Raw genomic sequence first — 17,562 nt, 5'->3', positions numbered from 1 at the left:
TCCATCCTGCACACTCTTCTTTCGCGCTAGGCCAGCCACACTACCACCTCGAGTGCGCCCTTGAAGCTCTCTCGCCAACGCTGGCCCCGGGGCTATTGTTCTGGCCTGCCCTGCGGTTTTTAAATTGAAACTTTCTTATTTAAATGGAAGATATCCTTTAATTGAGAAAGCTTAAATACGGATTTTTATAACTGAGAGCTTCTATGTTCTACCTGGATTTATATTTAAAACGTAGGTTTCCAATATCTGAGAAACACAACTTCCCAACTCGCCAACTACAACGATTTAGACAACTCGCCAACTAAATGGCCATAAAAGAAGAATTTTCTGAGACGAGCCATAGCAACTACTATGGTGAGTTGAAGAAAAGTAACGTAGTGACTTCTTTTGAAGCCATTTAAAGACGTAATAGATTTTCTAATGCATTCTCCGGGTTACAGCTCTCGCCGCCGACCACGGCTATTGTTCTGGCCAACCCTGCGCTCGTTAACCTGATAGTTGAGCTTTCAAATGAGAATCACTCATTGATTGAAAATTATCGTCATGTCCTTTTTGTCATTGCCACAAAAAGGACCAAAAAAGTCTAGAACAATAGATCGCTATCAACCCACACCGAGCTCCAATTCCATCCTGCACACTCTTCTTTCGCGCTAGGCCAGCCACACTACCACCTCGAGTGCGCCCTTGAAGCTCTCTCGCCAACGCCGGCCCCGGGGCTATTGTTCTGGCCTGCCCTGCGGTCGTTTTATTGATAGTTTAATATTCAGTAAATATGCGATCTGCTACATATTGCAAAGTAAAAAAATGCTCCAATCTGGATGTCGATTGGAGCGTTGGAATTCTCTAAGTTTTACTGGAATCTTTTGGAATTAATCGAAATTAGTGGGTGTTTTTGGAATATTCTGACAACTATTAGACTTTTTCCAATTGTGCGGCAAAAGATCAGCCAAGTCTAAATCATAATTGCTGTTGTATAACGCAATCTTAGAAAATACATCTGTAAGCCATTCGCGAGGATTTACATCACTGGCTTTGCAGCATCCCAGTAGTGAGTACATAATTGCTGCATTTTCTGCGGCATCATGGTTGCCACAAAACAGATAGCCTTTTCTTCCAACTGCTAACGGCCTAATTGCATTTTCAGCTCTTTGCTTGTAATTCATGTTCTGATCGGTGGCCATTTGCTCAACCTGATAGATTTTAGCTTTCTGGCTCATGTGCTAATGCCTCTTCCAATTTGTTTCGCCAGTAATAAAAAGTGGAAGGAGCCAAATCTTGGTTGTTACAGAAATCTTTTATGTTCAAACCTGATTCCTGATAATCTTTATACAGACGCTTAAATGTTGTTAATGTCATTCTCATTTTTTGCCATCAAAGAAACTGCTCTAGTATGAAGGTCGCAATATGTGAAAGACCGAAGACTTACCAAATAATGATTCTTGGATGAATATATAAGGCATAATTATGACAAAAAAAGCACCTATCAGTAACGTTGCTTCTACTCTTATAAGAGATTTATTTGTTTCTTGATTGTTCATCTGATAAATAACTTGGTTTCTATTAGATATGCGTCTCGTTGGATTTTTTGAGTATATTATTATTTGTCTGGTATTACTTTTTCAGGGTCTTTAATTTCTAAAGAATCTATATTGTTATACTCTATACCTTCTATTTTATTGCGATAATAAAGTAGAAAACGTTCATGTTCTGTCAACTGGCTTAATATGTATTTTAAGTAATACTTTTTCTCTGTATTATTAAGTTCAGATTGCTTATTTAGCAAATACAGTATCATATCTAGATGGCTACAAAACTTATTTAATTGTGATTTAAATTTAATTGCAATATTCTTAAAATCTTTCTCAGAAATGGTATGTTTCGAAGTTTTTAAACCTAAGCAATCAGTCCCTTCAATGAAATAAGTAAATGCCTTTATTCCTGGTGCTATTTTTTCACATGAATGATCAATAGAAAAATAATTATATCTAAAATTATTGAATTCATTGAACAAAGAAAAAAACATCGATTCAAATTGTTGCTTCTTTTGTAAACGGAATGTTTCATAAATAAGAATGTAAGCAGCAAGTGAAAATATTACACCTATAGTCCCTCCTATTAACCCTCCGAAACGTGCTAATTGTTCAGGATCTAATACTCCGTCCCAAATCAAGAAGTTTCCCTCTATTAAAAAATAGAATGAAAGCATAATTCCTAAAGCAATTAGGATAAAACCTGTATATTCTCTTTTGTATATATTTTTCATTAGATCTGTTTTTTGGTTTTGTCTATTTTAGTAAGTAAGTGTTGACCTTACCAGTTTGAGTTGCATTTTACAATACACTTTAAGCATGAATTTACTCACTATGATGAGTACTTCAAGACATTACAAAAATACAAGAGCTTACAGAGGAAATAGGTAAATTAAAACAGTTTCTTATATTAAAACAGTTTCTTGATGAAAACCATTAGCGGTTAAATATTTTCAAGAGAATTCTGAATCTTGGCATGAAGCTCAGGAGAAAACCCAGAAAGACTAATATTAATTTTCATAGAGTCAAGGTCAGAGAGATGAATAACAATAGTACCACCCTCTTCTTCGATTAGGTCTTTTATGGGTGACAGCTTATTGACAGCACGACTCTTAAAATCTTTTTGGATGTCCCTAATAGCTGCGTTATCAAGAAATCTTTTTACTTTGTGTCCTACGGTGATATTTATACTAGTCATTGATTAAGTTTTTTATTAATAGAACTAAAGATACAAAATAAAATTTTGGCTCTGTATGATTTATAATGGGTAATCATAAAAAGATGTTACTTTTATGTTATGGATAACAGCAAAGAAATATTCTCGATAGCACTAGGGTTGAATCTGCCATGGCAAGTTTCATCAGTAAGTTTTAAAAGAAATGATAATACAAGAGAACTACATATAGATTTATCTTTTGAGCGAGGAAGCCAATTTGTTTCTACGGATGGAGATTCTTATACAGCATACGATACAGTAGAGCGGACTTGGCAACACTTAAATTTTTTCGAACACAAATGTTTTATACATGTCTCTGTACCACGGGTAAAGCAAAAGGATGGAAAAGTTGTTACGCAACAAGTGCCTTGGGCACGTAAGGGCAGCGGCTTTACACTACTGTTCGAAGCATATTCTATGTTGTTAATTGAAAATGAAATGCCAGTAAAAAAAGCCTCAAGTATTATGGGCATCTATCCCCAACGGCTATGGAATATTTTTTCTTTTTGGGTGTCTAAAGCCCATGATGCAGATGACATTGAGGAGCTTGAAGCTGTTCGGTTCGATGAGACATCCAGTAAAAAGGGACACAATTATGTCACGACAATGGTTGATATCGAACAGCGTAGGGTATTATTTGCAAGTCCTGGCAAAGGAGCTGATAATATAGAAGAGTCAGTTAAATATTTAAAAGAGAAATCTATTGATACAGAATGCATTAAACAAGTCAGCATAGATATGTTCCCAGCTTTTATTTCTGGTTGCTTGGAACACTTGCCTAAAGCTGCAATTACCTTTGACAAGTTTCATGTCATTTAGGAGGTTAATAATGCTATGGATGAGTTGTAAAGTGGAACGCAAAGGTAACGACATGTTAAAAGGACATAGGTATACATTCCTCAAAAACAAGTTGGTTCCTAAGCTGCAGAACGAGCGCGACTTATTGTTAGAGATGTATCCAAGGCTAGGTGACGGCTATAGGCTTATGCACTTGTTTAAAGACTTTTGGGATATTGAAAACACAGAAGAAGCAGAAGGATATTTAGCTTATTGGTGCGACATAGCATCAGAAAGTAAAATCGCCCCTTTTGTAAAGGTCGTCAACACCATAAAAGCACATTGGAGTGGTATCTTTAATTATATCGAAAGCTAAATAAACAATGGAATTTTAGAAGGTATTAATTCCAAGATACAACTGGCAAAAAAAAGAGCCAGAAGATATCGGAATATTAACAATTTTATCAACATGATCTATTTTACATGCGGAAAATTAAAATTTGATTACCCACTATATTCCATATAACATCGATAAATTTCAATTCCAGCATGGTACGATTAAGGGGGACATAAGCGCAGATTTAATACAAGAGACATTACAAGTTTCAATTCCAGTATGGTACGATTAAGGAAAAAGAAGCCGGCGAAAAAAAGCTATCTGAAGCCCGTTTCAATTCCAGTATGGTACGATTAAGGGTTTATTAGCGAGAGAGCTTCTTTCTGTTCCTATCTTTAGTTTCAATTCCAGTATGGTACGATTAAGGGTGAAGTCCTCTCTAAAGCCAATTTGGTAGTTGTTTTGTTTCAATTCCAGTATGGTACGATTAAGGGTTAGCGAAAAGGTTCGCATCTACATTGTAAATATGCGGTCTGCTACATATTGCAAAGTAAAAAAATGCTCCAATCCGGATGTCGATTGGAGCGTTGGAAATCTCTAAGTTTTACTGGAATCTTTTGGAATTAATCGAAATTAGTGGGTGTTTTTTTGGAATATTCTGTACAACTATTAGACTTTTTCCAATTGTGCGGCAAAAGATCAGCCAAGTCTAAATCATAATTGCTGTTGTATAACGCAATCTTAGAAAATACATCTGTAAGCCATTCGCGAGGATTTACATCACTGGCTTTGCAGCATCCCAGTAGTGAGTACATAATTGCTGCATTTTCTGCGGCATCATGGTTGCCACAAAAACAGATAGCCTTTTCTTCCAACAGCTACCGGCCTAATTGCATTTTCAGCTCCGTTGTTGTCAGGCAGATATCGGCCATCAAGATGATAGCGAGACAGACGTAAGAAAAGATTGTATGTATAAGCCAGCGCCTTACTCATCTTTCCTCCTTGTAGCGCTTTGGGGTAATAGCCTTCGATCCATTTTTCAAAAGCACGCATGATTGGATAAGCCAAGCGCTTTCGTAGTTCAGCTCTTTGCTTGTAATTCATGTTCTGATCGGTGGCCATTTGCTCAACTTGATAGATTTTAGCAATTTGTGCCAATGCGTATTCAGCCCCCGTTTTGTCTTCTTTTAGACTTTCGGAGAATTTCCTGCGCGCATGAGCCCAACAACCCAGAAGCAAAACACCTTTCTTTTGCTCATAGATTGAATATGCCTGATATCCATCGGTTTGAAGAGCTCCCTGAAAATCCTTTAATAAAGGAAGTATCACTTTTTGTGCTCGGGAGCCTTTGTCGTAGTGAAAGAAAACCAAGTTATTCATTACTGATCGAACCATCCACAGATAAGCCTTTTGTGCTTTGTGCTTTTCGTTGCTAATAACAGGAATGGTACTTTCGTCAACCTGAATATAATCAGATTTTAGAACGATTTCTTTTAAACGTGCATAAAGAGCTCTTAGTAAATCACAGCTTCCTTGAAACCAACCATTAATGGTGGATGCAGGTAATTTTATACCAATCATTTTGAACATGGCCATTTGGCGATTAAAAGGCTGGTGGAAATAATATTTATTCATCATCAGCTCGCTCAATAAAGAAGGCCCTGCATTGCTGCGTGGCAAAGGCAATAATGGCATTGAACCAATACGGATAGCTGATGCTTCTTCGGTGTTTTGATCTGTAGCAATATCCGGTGATACTGATTCTTGCTTTACTGCATATTTAGGACGTTCTATACGACGTACATATACCTCTCCGGGCTTGTGTTCGAGTATTTCTGTTACTTCTTCGCCAATACGCACCCAGTTATCTTGTTTACCTTCCGGTTCAATAACTTCTACCTCTCGTCTAAGGTGGTCAGGAAGTGGTTGACGAACTGGCCTCTGCTTGTTTTTTACAGGCTTGCGGCGCTCATATTCGATAAGCTCTTTTTCTGCGTTTTCAATGATAGCTTTCTCTTCTGCAACGACCTCCAGTCCGTCCCAATCGATCTTTCGTTGATCGGGATCTTCGGCAATATGCTTTTCACTAGAATTGCCAAAAAACTTATGGCGAAACCAAGCGAGCTGGTCGATCAGCTTTTTAATTTGCTGCTCTTTTTTAGCGACTATAGCCTCTAATTTTTTGTTTTTAGCTTCCAAAGTGTCCAGAACCCTATTGTCATTTTTTCGCAAGCGGGAAAGCTCCTGAAACATCTCGTCACGTTCCTGGAGAAGCTCCTGTATTAACACATCTTTATTGCTTGAAAAATCGCTCATTTATCACTGCTTGATTACGAGCTTAAAGATAGTAAAATCAAGGCTTATAGCCAATTTTATCAATCTAAAAATCCTAAAAAAATGCTTCTTTTTGTCACCTCTTTAAGAGCCTTTTTTTAGGCTTCACATTCTTTACAATCAACATTAAATCGTGCCAACTTATAATGTGAGATGTGAGGCTTTCATCAAATGCAGGAAGTTTGAAAACACCACTGTCGAGCTTCTTATGGTAAATTACCAACCCGCCGTGTTCTAGATGAAGTATTTTCATGGTGGTCAGCCTACGGTTGACAAATATAAAAACTTCACCGTCCTGAACATTACGCTTCATTAAGGAGCTTACAATGCCGCTGAGTGTGTAAAAGCTTTTACGCATATCCACTGGTGCCGGATATAGAAAGTATTTAAGTTTATCGTGTAAATGAAACATCAGACTTAATCAAATAAGTGAACAATTGTTTTAATACTTGCGTGTTTATATTATCCCTTAGTAGCATCTTGGTGCCATTGGGAAATACGGATTCAATGGGAGCATCATTGTTTAAAGTAGGCTTACTCTTGATGATAGATGGACTCGATTGGTTATTCGTCGTTAACGGTATTACTGTCAAATTCTAGTGGAACAAAGCTATCTGGCTCATGTGCTAATGCCTCTTCCAATTTATTTCGCCAATAGTAAAAAGTGGAAGGAGCCAAATCTTGGTTGGTACAGAAATCTTTTATGTTCAAACCTGATTCCTGGTAATCCTTATACAAACGCTTAAATGTTGTTAATGTCATTCTCATTTTTTGCCATCAAAGAAACAGCTCTAGTATGAAGGTCGCAATATGTGAAAGACCGAAGACTTACTCTACATTTGTTTCAATGTTTCAATTCCAGTATGGTACGATTAAGGGACTAATAATTCCAGAAACATTTTCCCCCACGACATATGTTTCAATTCCAGTATGGTACGATTAAGGGCGCCCCCTCAACTAAGCTTATTTTTCCGTCAACAAGTTTCAATTCCAGTATGGTACGATTAAGGGTTACAGCTAAGAAAGGATGGGACGGAAAACCTATGCCTGTTTCAATTCCAGTATGGTACGATTAAGGGTACTTAACTCTAGCTTACTAATTACAACAGGAAGATGTTTCAATTCCAGTATGGTACGATTAAGGGAATCTCGTTCGAAACCATAAAAACAGCGTCTGGGTGGTTTCAATTCCAGTATGGTACGATTAAGGGATGGCTAACGCTGGGTTTAATCCTGCATTTTCTAATCTGTTTCAATTCCAGTATGGTACGATTAAGGGACATTTTAGTATTAAGGCATTTCCCAAAATTATAATTCGTTTCAATTCCAGTATGGTACGATTAAGGGCTCATATACACCATCTTTCAAGGTTGCAAAATCCTCGTTTCAATTCCAGTATGGTACGATTAAGGGATAATCATGGACAACGAAACAACATTTTCAAATTTGTTTCAATTCCAGTATGGTACGATTAAGGGCCTCTTCTTTGAGCTGTTTAAACAGCTCCTCCTTTTCAGTTTCAATTCCAGTATGGTACGATTAAGGGAGACGGAAATTGTATTACGTTAAACATAGAGTTTAATCGTTTCAATTCCAGTATGGTACGATTAAGGGATGCGTAATCGTGCTTGGCAGAAAGATTATTTTACTTCGTTTCAATTCCAGTATGGTACGATTAAGGGTGGTACAAAAAAGAAATGCGTTGTAACATTTACACGAGTTTCAATTCCAGTATGGTACGATTAAGGGTGCCTTCTCTCTTTCAACTTCTGATTTAGATTGTTCGTTTCAATTCCAGTATGGTACGATTAAGGGATTTTGGAAAAGTCTGTTTTACGAAGTCGGAATAAGTTTCAATTCCAGTATGGTACGATTAAGGGATTTTGGAAAAGTCTGTTTTACGAAGTCGGAATAAGTTTCAATTCCAGTATGGTACGATGTAAATATGCGGTCTGCTACATATTGCAAAGTAAAAAAATGCTCCAATCCGGATGTCGATTGGAGCGTTGGAAATCTCTAAGTTTTACTGGAATCTTTTGGAATTAATCGAAATTAGTGGGTGTTTTTTGGAATATTCTGACAACTATTAGACTTTTTCCAATTGTGCGGCAAAAGATCAGCCAAGTCTAAATCATAATTGCTGTTGTATAACGCAATCTTAGAAAATACATCCGTAAGCCATTCGCGAGGATTTACATCACTGGCTTTGCAGCATCCCAGTAGTGAGTACATAATTGCTGCATTTTCTGCGGCATCATGGTTGCCACAAAAGAGATAGCCTTTTCTTCCAACAGCTACCGGCCTAATTGCATTTTCAGCTCCGTTGTTGTCAGGCAGATATCGGCCATCAAGATGATAGCGAGACAGACGTAAGAAAAGATTGTATGTATAAGCCAGCGCCTTACTCATCTTTCCTCCTTGTAGCGCTTTGGGGTAATAGCCTTCGATCCATTTTTCAAAAGCACGCATGATTGGATAAGCCAAGCGCTTTCGTAGTTCAGCTCTTTGCTTGTAATTCATGTTCTGATCGGTGGCCATTTGCTCAACTTGATAGATTTTTAGCAATTTGTGCCAATGCGTATTCAGCCCCCGTTTTGTCTTCTTTTAGACTTTCGGAGAATTTCCTGCGCGCATGAGCCCAACAACCCAGAAGCAAAACACCTTTCTTTTGCTCATAGACTGAATATGCCTGATATCCATCGGTTTGAAGAGCTCCCTGAAAATCCTTTAATAAAGGAAGTATCACTTTTTGTGCTCGGGAGCCTTTGTCGTAGTGAAAGAAAACCAAGTTATTCATTACTGATCGAACCATCCACAGATAAGCCTTTTGTGCTTTGTGCTTTTCGTTGCTAATAACAGGAATGGTACTTTCGTCAACCTGAATATAATCAGATTTTAGAACGATTTCTTTTAAACGTGCATAAAGAGCTCTTAGTAAATCACAGCTTCCTTGAAACCAACCATTAATGGTGGATGCAGGTAATTTTATACCAATCATTTTGAACATGGCCATTTGGCGATTAAAGGGCTGGTGGAAATAATATTTATTCATCATCAGCTCGCTCAATAAAGAAGGCCCTGCATTGCTGCGTGGCAAAGGCAATAATGGCATTGAACCAATACGGATAGCTGATGCTTCTTCGGTGTTTTGATCTGTAGCAATATCCGGTGATACTGATTCTTGCTTTACTGCATATTTAGGACGTTCTATACGACGTACATATACCCTCTCCGGGCTTGTGTTCGAGTATTTCTGTTACTTCTTCGCCAATACGCACCCAGTTATCTTGTTTACCTTCCGGTTCAATAACTTCTACCTCTCGTCTAAGGTGGTCAGGAAGTGGTTGACGAACTGGCCTCTGCTTGTTTTTTACAGGCTTGCGGCGCTCATATTCGATAAGCTCTTTTTCTGCGTTTTCAATGATAGCTTTCTCTTCTGCAACGACCTCCAGTCCGTCCCAATCGATCTTTCGTTGATCGGGATCTTCGGCAATATGCTTTTCACTAGAATTGCCAAAAAACTTATGGCGAAACCAAGCAAGCTGGTCGATCAGCTTTTTAATTTGCTGCTCTTTTTAGCGACTATAGCCTCTAATTTTTTGTTTTTAGCTTCCAAAGTGTCCAGAACCCTATTGTCATTTTTTCGCAAGCGGGAAAGCTCCTGAAACATCTCGTCACGTTCCTGGAGAAGCTCCTGTATTAACACATCTTTATTGCTTGAAAAATCGCTCATTTATCACTGCTTGATTACGAGCTTAAAGATAGTAAAATCAAGGCTTATAGCCAATTTTATCGATCTAAAAATCCTAAAAAATTGCTTCTTTTTGTCACCTCTTTAAAAGTCCTTTTTTTGGCTTCACATTCTGTACAATCAACATTAAATCGTGCCAACTTATAATGTGAGATGTGAGGCTTTCATCAAATGCAGGAAGTTTGAAAACACCACTATCGAGCTTCTTATGGTAAATTACCAACCCGCCGTGTTCTAGATGAAGTATTTTCATGGTGGTCAGCCTACGGTTAACAAATATAAAAACTTCACCGTCCTGAACATTACGCTTCATCAAGGAGCTTACAATGCCGCTGAGTGTGTAAAAGCTTTTACGCATATCCACTGGTGCCGGATATAGAAAGTATTTAAGTTTATCGTGTAAATGAAACATCAGACTTAATCAAATAAGTGAACAATTGTTTTTAATACTTGCGTGTTTATATTATCTCTTAGTAGCATCTTGGTGCCATTGGGAAATACGAATTCAATGGGAGCATCATTATTTAAAGTAGGCTTACTCTTGATGATAGATGGACTCGATTGATTGTTCGTCGCTAACGGATTACTGTCAAATTCTAGTGGAACAAAGCTATCTGGCTCATGTGCTAGTGCCTCTTCCAATTTGTTTCGCCAGTAATAAAAAGTGGAAGGAGCCAAATCTTGGTTGGTACAGAAATCTTTTATGTTCAAATCTGATTCCTGGTAATCCTTATACAAACGCTTAAATGTTATTAATGTCATTCTCATTTTTTGCCATCAAAGAAACAGCGCTAGTATGAAGGTCGCAATATGTGAAAGACCGAAGACTTACGGTACGATTAAGGGTAAGGTTTGTAAACAATGACATAAAAAATGGATTAAAGTTTCAATTCCAGTATGGTACGATTAAGGGTTTTTACGAAAAACACTAAAATAAGGACCATAACTGTTTCAATTCCAGTATGGTACGATTAAGGGAGTATCTATCCTTAATAAAAATACATCCTGCTGGCAAGTTTCAATTCCAGTATGGTACGATTAAGGGAAAGCTTTTTGTTCTAGCACTAGAGCATCGTACTCTGTTTCAATTCCAGTATGGTACGATTAAGGGATGTAGTAGCCGATGCTGTAATATTTGCTGTTAAATCGTTTCAATTCCAGTATGGTACGATTAAGGGATTCGATCTCCTGAAATCTAAGATCTAAATCAATAAATGTTTCAATTCCAGTATGGTACGATTAAGGGTTAAAACCATCCCACCTTGAGTAACGGGCTGTTTGGTTTCAATTCCAGTATGGTACGATTAAGGGAGTTAAAGAAGTAGTCCATGTTCGTAATCAATCGCAAGTTTCAATTCCAGTATGGTACGATTAAGGGGACGGGGGGTGTCGCCTTCCAGCTATAACATAATTGTTTCAATTCCAGTATGGTACGATTAAGGGACTGTAAAATTATTCGAAATAGACATTGATATAGCGCGTTTCAATTCCAGTATGGTACGATTAAGGGGCTAATTGGGAAAGCGGATTAAAAAACAATATAAGAAGTTTCAATTCCAGTATGGTACGATTAAGGGAGTATCTATCCTTAATAAAAATACATCCTGCTGGCAAGTTTCAATTCCAGTATGGTACGATTAAGGGAAAGCTTTTTGTTCTAGCACTAGAGCATCGTACTCTGTTTCAATTCCAGTATGGTACGATTAAGGGATGTAGTAGCCGATGCTGTAATATTTGCTGTTAAATCGTTTCAATTCCAGTATGGTACGATTAAGGGATTCGATCTCCTGAAATCTAAGATCTAAATCAATAAATGTTTCAATTCCAGTATGGTACGATTAAGGGTTAAAACCATCCCACCTTGAGTAACGGGCTGTTTGGTTTCAATTCCAGTATGGTACGATTAAGGGAGTTAAAGAAGTAGTCCATGTTCGTAATCAATCGCAAGTTTCAATTCCAGTATGGTACGATTAAGGGGACGGGGGGTGTCGCCTTCCAGCTATAACATAATTGTTTCAATTCCAGTATGGTACGATTAAGGGACTGTAAAATTATTCGAAATAGACATTGATATAGCGCGTTTCAATTCCAGTATGGTACGATTAAGGGGCTAATTGGGAAAGCGGATTAAAAAACAATATAAGAAGTTTCAATTCCAGTATGGTACGATTAAGGGCTTACAGGCAAGGTAGCTGTGTTTATACGTTTATAGGTTTCAATTCCAGTATGGTACGATTAAGGGCATGCATGAATTTTTCTTCCTTAGATAACTCACTAGTTTCAATTCCAGTATGGTACGATTAAGGGCACACTTACATCTCTCTTATTACCTTGTTCTTCCTGAGTTTCAATTCCAGTATGGTACGATTAAGGGAAACTATTTACATACTTCATCAATGCCACCTCGTAGTTTCAATTCCAGTATGGTACGATTAAGGGTGTTATGATTCTGGGATGTTGTATTATTTAGCTATTGAGTTTCAATTCCAGTATGGTACGATTAAGGGAACAGGTCGAAGCTGGACAGGCCGTAATAGTCGAGTTTCAATTCCAGTATGGTACGATTAAGGGTTTCAACTTAAGTAAAGCATGGAGATCGGACATGAACGTGTTTCAATTCCAGTATGGTACGATTAAGGGTGTTCGTAGTCGATAAGTATAGCGGGGATACCACGAAGTTTCAATTCCAGTATGGTACGATTAAGGGATGACTGGAACGAATAAAAGCGAATCAATAGCCCAAGTTTCAATTCCAGTATGGTACGATTAAGGGTCAGAGCAATTTAAGACTATCGATAATGTAGTTCATGTTTCAATTCCAGTATGGTACGATTAAGGGAGATGGTAAAGATACTAGCTATATTCCAACACCATCGTTTCAATTCCAGTATGGTACGATTAAGGGTTGCCCCCATTACTGTTCTCATAAACCTACACTCAAGTTTCAATTCCAGTATGGTACGATTAAGGGCGTGTTGTGTTTACTATTAAAGACAACATTCCTGTGTTTCAATTCCAGTATGGTACGATTAAGGGGACAACTTGTACCAATTATGTGTGAAGCCGTTGTTCCGTTTCAATTCCAGTATGGTACGATTAAGGGTAATAACCTCGTCAGGGAAGCCTACAAGCTGGCCTTGTTTCAATTCCAGTATGGTACGATTAAGGGATTAAATTGTTAATGTCCAATAGTCATCATATTGGTTGTTTCAATTCCAGTATGGTACGATTAAGGGGTAAATCAGATGCAGAACGTAAAGAACTTGAGACTAAAGTTTCAATTCCAGTATGGTACGATTAAGGGTTATAAGGGTTGGCGAATATGTGAACGAAAAAACAATGTTTCAATTCCAGTATGGTACGATTAAGGGAACGATGAGGAAAGAGATCAAATGTTCACACAATATTGTTTCAATTCCAGTATGGTACGATTAAGGGTGATCGAGAAGGGGCAGGCCGAGGGAAAACTAAAGCTGTTTCAATTCCAGTATGGTACGATTAAGGGTCGCTCATGAGCGCACCGACGGCACGCTCATGAGCGGTTTCAATTCCAGTATGGTACGATTAAGGGTTGACAAATTAACTTCTCTAACTAAAGATAATAGATAGTTTCAATTCCAGTATGGTACGATTAAGGGACTGTCTGGTGTTAATCGAGATTTCTTAGCGCTTACGTTTCAATTCCAGTATGGTACGATTAAGGGGTTTGTTCTATAATAAGATTACGATGCTCTAACATCAGTTTCAATTCCAGTATGGTACGATTAAGGGTAAATGTTAACGTCACAAATAAGGCATTTTTATTTTCGTTTCAATTCCAGTATGGTACGATTAAGGGAAAACACAAGAGGAAGGAATTAAGTACTGCCAACGCAGTTTCAATTCCAGTATGGTACGATTAAGGGCCATATGATGATGATGTGACAAACTACCCTCCTAGGTAGTTTCAATTCCAGTATGGTACGATTAAGGGCATTCAGTTACAAACGTAAAAAATAGTAAAAAGATAGTTTCAATTCCAGTATGGTACGATTAAGGGTTACAACTACTTCGATGGTTTATTTAAACAAATTTTCGAGTTTCAATTCCAGTATGGTACGATTAAGGGTATGGTTGACCAAACGCTATTCGATCATCGCCATCGTTTCAATTCCAGTATGGTACGATTAAGGGCTTGGATAAGGAATAGGGGGCAGGATTCTTTAACACCGTTTCAATTCCAGTATGGTACGATTAAGGGATCGTGTTGTGTTTACTATTAAAGACAACATTCCAATGTTTCAATTCCAGTATGGTACGATTAAGGGCATGTGTATAGATAAAAATAACGGTTGGACTAGAGTGTTTCAATTCCAGTATGGTACGATTAAGGGATTAAAAAATCTACAGTTTTATCTCTATATTTTCCGAAGTTTCAATTCCAGTATGGTACGATTAAGGGTTGTTTTACAAGAGCCTCAACGTCTATAGGATCCAGTTTCAATTCCAGTATGGTACGATTAAGGGAATTGATCAAGGTTTTATCAGAGGCGCGGATGCAAAGTTTCAATTCCAGTATGGTACGATTAAGGGGCGAAATTCCTTGCTACAACAGTGCCGATGATATCGTTTCAATTCCAGTATGGTACGATTAAGGGCGAGGTTTCGGATATAGCTATAGCCTTAACAAGCTAGTTTCAATTCCAGTATGGTACGATTAAGGGGACTTACGAATTAGAAGAAAAAACTAAGCTTTTTATTGTTTCAATTCCAGTATGGTACGATTAAGGGATTCTTCTACGCTTATAACTTCCGCTACTTCCCTTGTTTCAATTCCAGTATGGTACGATTAAGGGGGGATGATGGGCAACCGTTACACTGGTGCTCTGGAAGAGTTTCAATTCCAGTATGGTACGATTAAGGGTCGACCGACGACTCAAAAAAAATATCTGATATTCAATACAATAAGATTCACAAATAGCACTAAAACGAGCTATTTAAGTTGTCGATGTGCAAAAGTATAAAATATACTGGGTTTCGACAACATTGTCAAAACATTAGTTATTTCAATATGTCAAAGAACGCAATGATCAGAATGAACCCCCCAAAAAAATAGTCACTGGAGGCCCCAAAATACACATCGACAACTATAAAAATTGATCGAGGTCATTTTTTTCATATCCAACCACCTCTTTTTCAAGCCATTTTTGCTCTCGGCTTTTAAATAAAATTAGACTATCCTGCTCTTCTTCATTCATGATCATCTCAGCTTTTGAAATGAGCTCTTTTAATTTCACCTCTGTTATTTCACCTTCAAAAACCGAGTTTTGAATCCAATTTAAATATTGCCGGCACAATTTTAACATTTTCCCCACTCGTTTTTCACCCATATCGTACATTAATATCACATACATCACCAATAAATTTTAAAAGGTTTATACAGATCCATTCCTAAAAGGTGTTTTTGCAGCTTATAACACTCTAATTTTATTAAGTGCTTGTAACTTACATTTCTTTTCAAACTCCTGTGTTTGATGGTTTCTTCCAAACGTTTTTCAAATGCCTGAATAAATTTTTTCTTTCCCTTCTCCTTCAGCACAATACGATTTAATTTCTCCTCAAAATCATGCACTTGTATCTCTTTTTTGTTTAATACTTTAAAAATAACCCGATCCACTAAAAAGGGCTTAAACACCTCAGCCAAATCAAGGGCCAAGCTAAACCGTCGTTCCCCAGGTTCATGTAAAAAACTAATAGTAGGCTCCAATTGCGTTTTCTGAATGGCACGTAAACATTCTGAATAGCACATCATATTACCAAAGGAAAGCAGACTGTTTACAATATTTAAAGGGGGCTGTTTTGTTCGGATTCCCATTTCATGATCATTAATAATTAAATTGAACGCATCATAATAGTTTTTACGAATATTCCCCTCGATCCCCATCAACTCATTAACATCCATGGTTGAATGAAGCTTTTTTCGAAGAAGTTCAATGCTATCAATGACCGGCATTAAGTCTTTGCCTCTATTATCGTAATACTTCAGATTTTTTAGCATATTAAACGAAGCTCCTTCAATAAAAGATTGGGCAATCTCTAAACGCTTTGATTTTTTTAAATAGCTCTGCGTTTGAGCGATTAACATTTTGCCTGACAAAAGCTTACATTTAGGAGCAAATGATCCAGTATAATTTTCATAGTAATCGTAAAAATGTACAGCAATATCATTCTTCCCCAGAAAATTATAAAGTGCCGAATTGGCATCTAAAGAACCCAAGACATACAATTGATCAACATGTTCAACAGGCAGATATCTCGGTTTTAATTCGTTGCCTTCTTCATCAACCGGTGTAAATTTTAGGGTATTGTCCTTTCTGGATAAACGACCCGGGTTGAATAGATAGTAGGTTTTTTTCATGCGTTTAAATTTTATCCTTCACTTTCAGCACTATAACAAAAATCATAGTAGGAACATTTTTTACATTTGGGTTTATGGATCACCCCCGGACATTTATCTGAATGTATAACTTTGTCAATCTCCACCAACAATTCCTTTATTCGCTCCCTATCGGGCATGCTTAAAAACACCTCTTCTGTCTTTCGTTCTTTCGGATATTCAAGTACGCCTGTTACACCTTCCATTCCGTTTAATTCCATAACATAGATATAGTATTTCACCTGCCAGGCATGAGAATCCAATAGTTTACTAGACTTTTTAATCTCATGTATTACCTTATTTTTCGTATCAAAATAATCCACCTTAATACCATCTATCGCAACTTCTTCGTATGTAGCGCTTCGTTGTTGATAACTGGTTTCATGAATCAATTTGCCTTCAAAAACAAGATCCGACGAATGTTCCATTTGAATATTATTTGCAAACAGCCACAATTTCCGATGACAAACCATGTAATAATTAAAATGAGTTCCAGTGATGTCCATAATTTATAGAATTAGACGTGTTTTGGTGAGACGTTACAAATCCAGCCACTTTTCGAAATTTTCGAAATTAAGCTTTTTATTGTGCATTAATTTAAAATTTGCTTGATGATCAAACCAACCTATTACTGCATCTCGATTTAGCTTTGTTGACTGCGCCGAGACGCAACTCAAGTAGGATGACCAAGGATACTCTATGGGATGCTCACAAAAATTGTGATGCACGGGATTATTATGTATATACAATACCACTTGCCTTAAATAGTCTTTAGTATCAATTCTTTTTCGTCGAAAACTATGCTCAAAAAGACTCCCTGTACGTTTATATCTTTTATTGAATGCTTTTGTATAAGCATTAAAAAGATTGGAGAATTGTTGATTAATACGTTTTTTAACATCCAAAGGACGAAGATCTTCTATGCCCACAGGTTTTGTAATGTATACCAACAAATGGAAATGATTTCCCATCAATACCCAGGCAAACGTTTTGGCCACTGGTGAAATATATTTATCATACAATCTTAGAAAATGCTCATAATTAGTTGTTTCTTTAAATATGGCACAACCATTTATTCCACGATTATAAATATGATAAAACTGATCTGGCTCCAGAGGTAATTTTGGATTCGCCATTTTTTTCGTTTTTTAGACCTTCAAGGTTTTAAAAACCTTACACTTCATTATCCCAGCCGAAATGGTA

Annotated in this window: 18 protein-coding genes, 2 pseudogenes and 3 CRISPR repeat arrays; of the genes and pseudogenes, 2 read left to right on the top strand and 18 right to left on the bottom strand. The window is 37.3% G+C overall.

The window, feature by feature from the left end; all coding sequences use genetic code 11:
* Positions 1–869: 869 nt before the first annotated feature.
* The 4 genes and pseudogenes from CYTFE_RS0121860 to CYTFE_RS0121845 form a co-directional block, all read right to left on the bottom strand.
* Positions 870–1,142 (bottom strand): annotated as a pseudogene (locus CYTFE_RS0121860) (transposase domain-containing protein); the annotation flags it as partial.
* A 58-nt stretch (positions 1,143–1,200) separates the two neighbouring features.
* The gene (gene tnpA, locus CYTFE_RS30195; RefSeq protein WP_244880345.1) at positions 1,201–1,362 is read right to left on the bottom strand and encodes an IS66 family insertion sequence element accessory protein TnpA; all 162 of its coding nucleotides are present in this window, start codon (positions 1,360–1,362) and stop codon (positions 1,201–1,203) included.
* 235 nt (positions 1,363–1,597) lie between these two features.
* Positions 1,598–2,263, bottom strand: coding sequence for a hypothetical protein (locus CYTFE_RS0121850; protein WP_027473562.1), 666 nt, complete (start codon positions 2,261–2,263; stop codon positions 1,598–1,600).
* A gap of 209 nt (positions 2,264–2,472) precedes the next feature.
* Positions 2,473–2,727: a hypothetical protein gene (locus tag CYTFE_RS0121845; RefSeq protein ID WP_027473561.1), complete on the bottom strand. Its 255-nt coding sequence runs from the start codon at positions 2,725–2,727 to the stop codon at positions 2,473–2,475.
* A 99-nt stretch (positions 2,728–2,826) separates the two neighbouring features.
* Here CYTFE_RS0121845 and CYTFE_RS31600 point away from each other — a divergent pair, with 99 nt between their 5' ends.
* On the top strand, positions 2,827–3,564 hold the full coding sequence (locus CYTFE_RS31600) for a transposase (RefSeq protein WP_262505213.1): 738 nt from the start codon (positions 2,827–2,829) through the stop codon (positions 3,562–3,564).
* Positions 3,554–4,048 (top strand): annotated as a pseudogene (locus CYTFE_RS31595) (ISL3 family transposase). The gene CYTFE_RS31600 and the pseudogene CYTFE_RS31595 overlap by 11 nt, the downstream one beginning before the upstream one ends.
* 9 nt (positions 4,049–4,057) lie before the next feature.
* Positions 4,058–4,354: a CRISPR direct-repeat array (repeat unit 31 nt; unit sequence GTTTCAATTCCAGTATGGTACGATTAAGGGT).
* Positions 4,355–4,482: 128 nt separating this feature from the next.
* Here CYTFE_RS31595 and CYTFE_RS31315 read toward each other — a convergent pair.
* The 14 genes from CYTFE_RS31315 to CYTFE_RS27645 form a co-directional block, all read right to left on the bottom strand.
* Positions 4,483–4,674: a transposase domain-containing protein gene (locus tag CYTFE_RS31315; protein WP_052343363.1), complete on the bottom strand. Its 192-nt coding sequence runs from the start codon at positions 4,672–4,674 to the stop codon at positions 4,483–4,485.
* Between the two features lie 22 nt (positions 4,675–4,696).
* Positions 4,697–6,175 (bottom strand): IS66 family transposase, encoded by a 1,479-nt coding sequence (gene tnpC, locus CYTFE_RS27660; protein ID WP_052343362.1) that lies wholly within the window; start codon positions 6,173–6,175, stop codon positions 4,697–4,699.
* Between the two features lie 94 nt (positions 6,176–6,269).
* Positions 6,270–6,605, bottom strand: a complete 336-nt coding sequence (tnpB, locus tag CYTFE_RS0121830) for an IS66 family insertion sequence element accessory protein TnpB (RefSeq protein ID WP_027470460.1) — start codon at positions 6,603–6,605, stop codon at positions 6,270–6,272.
* Between the two features lie 152 nt (positions 6,606–6,757).
* The gene (gene tnpA / locus CYTFE_RS31310) at positions 6,758–6,961 is read right to left on the bottom strand and encodes an IS66 family insertion sequence element accessory protein TnpA (RefSeq protein WP_244880344.1); all 204 of its coding nucleotides are present in this window, start codon (positions 6,959–6,961) and stop codon (positions 6,758–6,760) included.
* Positions 6,962–7,042: 81 nt separating this feature from the next.
* A CRISPR array of direct repeats spans positions 7,043–8,138; the repeat unit is 30 nt; unit sequence GTTTCAATTCCAGTATGGTACGATTAAGGG.
* A gap of 107 nt (positions 8,139–8,245) precedes the next feature.
* Positions 8,246–8,713: an IS66 family transposase gene (locus CYTFE_RS31590; RefSeq protein ID WP_407689931.1), complete on the bottom strand. Its 468-nt coding sequence runs from the start codon at positions 8,711–8,713 to the stop codon at positions 8,246–8,248.
* A 22-nt stretch (positions 8,714–8,735) separates the two neighbouring features.
* Positions 8,736–9,404, bottom strand: a complete 669-nt coding sequence (locus tag CYTFE_RS29110) for an IS66 family transposase (RefSeq protein ID WP_154665716.1) — start codon at positions 9,402–9,404, stop codon at positions 8,736–8,738.
* Complete coding sequence (locus tag CYTFE_RS32070) at positions 9,391–9,687, bottom strand: IS66 family transposase (protein WP_407689950.1); 297 nt, start codon at positions 9,685–9,687, stop codon at positions 9,391–9,393. Before CYTFE_RS32070 ends, CYTFE_RS29110 begins: the two co-directional genes overlap by 14 nt.
* A gap of 56 nt (positions 9,688–9,743) precedes the next feature.
* Positions 9,744–9,926, bottom strand: a complete 183-nt coding sequence (locus CYTFE_RS29105) for a hypothetical protein (RefSeq protein ID WP_027473558.1) — start codon at positions 9,924–9,926, stop codon at positions 9,744–9,746.
* A 94-nt stretch (positions 9,927–10,020) separates the two neighbouring features.
* The gene (gene tnpB / locus CYTFE_RS0121805; protein ID WP_027473557.1) at positions 10,021–10,356 is read right to left on the bottom strand and encodes an IS66 family insertion sequence element accessory protein TnpB; all 336 of its coding nucleotides are present in this window, start codon (positions 10,354–10,356) and stop codon (positions 10,021–10,023) included.
* Positions 10,357–10,361: 5 nt separating this feature from the next.
* Complete coding sequence (tnpA, locus tag CYTFE_RS0121800) at positions 10,362–10,712, bottom strand: IS66 family insertion sequence element accessory protein TnpA (RefSeq protein ID WP_044262992.1); 351 nt, start codon at positions 10,710–10,712, stop codon at positions 10,362–10,364.
* A 115-nt stretch (positions 10,713–10,827) separates the two neighbouring features.
* Positions 10,828–14,847: a CRISPR direct-repeat array (repeat unit 30 nt; unit sequence GTTTCAATTCCAGTATGGTACGATTAAGGG).
* A 223-nt stretch (positions 14,848–15,070) separates the two neighbouring features.
* Complete coding sequence (gene cas2, locus CYTFE_RS0121795) at positions 15,071–15,337, bottom strand: CRISPR-associated endonuclease Cas2 (RefSeq protein WP_027473555.1); 267 nt, start codon at positions 15,335–15,337, stop codon at positions 15,071–15,073.
* On the bottom strand, positions 15,337–16,341 hold the full coding sequence (gene cas1b, locus CYTFE_RS0121790) for a type I-B CRISPR-associated endonuclease Cas1b (protein WP_027473554.1): 1,005 nt from the start codon (positions 16,339–16,341) through the stop codon (positions 15,337–15,339). The genes cas2 and cas1b overlap by 1 nt, the downstream gene beginning before the upstream one ends.
* An 11-nt stretch (positions 16,342–16,352) precedes the next feature.
* On the bottom strand, positions 16,353–16,865 hold the full coding sequence (gene cas4 / locus CYTFE_RS0121785) for a CRISPR-associated protein Cas4 (protein ID WP_027473553.1): 513 nt from the start codon (positions 16,863–16,865) through the stop codon (positions 16,353–16,355).
* A gap of 33 nt (positions 16,866–16,898) precedes the next feature.
* Positions 16,899–17,495 carry a transposase gene (locus CYTFE_RS27645; protein ID WP_044262989.1) on the bottom strand — a complete coding sequence of 199 codons (597 nt, stop codon included), beginning with the start codon at positions 17,493–17,495 and terminating at the stop codon, positions 16,899–16,901.
* Positions 17,496–17,562: the final 67 nt, after the last annotated feature.

Origin of the sequence: Saccharicrinis fermentans DSM 9555 = JCM 21142 (genome assembly GCF_000517085.1) — a bacterium.
GTDB classification, from domain to species: Bacteria; Bacteroidota; Bacteroidia; order Bacteroidales; family Marinilabiliaceae; genus Saccharicrinis; species Saccharicrinis fermentans.
Note: the sequence above shows the minus strand (reverse complement) of the source record. Positions and strands in the feature narration are given on the sequence as shown.

Excerpts from the sequence above, each read along its gene's own strand:
- CYTFE_RS0121845 (WP_027473561.1), bottom strand. The coding sequence starts at position 2,727 with ATGACTAGTATAAATATCACCGTAGGACACAAAGTAAAAAGATTTCTT.
- cas1b (WP_027473554.1), bottom strand. The coding sequence starts at position 16,341 with ATGAAAAAAACCTACTATCTATTCAACCCGGGTCGTTTATCCAGAAAG.
- CYTFE_RS31590 (WP_407689931.1), bottom strand. The coding sequence starts at position 8,713 with ATGAATTACAAGCAAAGAGCTGAACTACGAAAGCGCTTGGCTTATCCA.
- tnpA (WP_244880345.1), bottom strand. The coding sequence starts at position 1,362 with ATGAGAATGACATTAACAACATTTAAGCGTCTGTATAAAGATTATCAG.
- CYTFE_RS31600 (WP_262505213.1), top strand. The coding sequence starts at position 2,827 with ATGGATAACAGCAAAGAAATATTCTCGATAGCACTAGGGTTGAATCTG.
- tnpA (WP_044262992.1), bottom strand. The coding sequence starts at position 10,712 with ATGAGAATGACATTAATAACATTTAAGCGTTTGTATAAGGATTACCAG.
- CYTFE_RS31315 (WP_052343363.1), bottom strand. The coding sequence starts at position 4,674 with ATGTACTCACTACTGGGATGCTGCAAAGCCAGTGATGTAAATCCTCGC.
- cas2 (WP_027473555.1), bottom strand. The coding sequence starts at position 15,337 with ATGTATGTGATATTAATGTACGATATGGGTGAAAAACGAGTGGGGAAA.
- tnpC (WP_052343362.1), bottom strand. The coding sequence starts at position 6,175 with ATGAGCGATTTTTCAAGCAATAAAGATGTGTTAATACAGGAGCTTCTC.
- tnpA (WP_244880344.1), bottom strand. The coding sequence starts at position 6,961 with ATGAGAATGACATTAACAACATTTAAGCGTTTGTATAAGGATTACCAG.
- cas4 (WP_027473553.1), bottom strand. The coding sequence starts at position 16,865 with ATGGACATCACTGGAACTCATTTTAATTATTACATGGTTTGTCATCGG.
- CYTFE_RS29105 (WP_027473558.1), bottom strand. The coding sequence starts at position 9,926 with ATGAGCGATTTTTCAAGCAATAAAGATGTGTTAATACAGGAGCTTCTC.
- tnpB (WP_027473557.1), bottom strand. The coding sequence starts at position 10,356 with ATGTTTCATTTACACGATAAACTTAAATACTTTCTATATCCGGCACCA.
- tnpB (WP_027470460.1), bottom strand. The coding sequence starts at position 6,605 with ATGTTTCATTTACACGATAAACTTAAATACTTTCTATATCCGGCACCA.
- CYTFE_RS27645 (WP_044262989.1), bottom strand. The coding sequence starts at position 17,495 with ATGGCGAATCCAAAATTACCTCTGGAGCCAGATCAGTTTTATCATATT.
- CYTFE_RS0121850 (WP_027473562.1), bottom strand. The coding sequence starts at position 2,263 with ATGAAAAATATATACAAAAGAGAATATACAGGTTTTATCCTAATTGCT.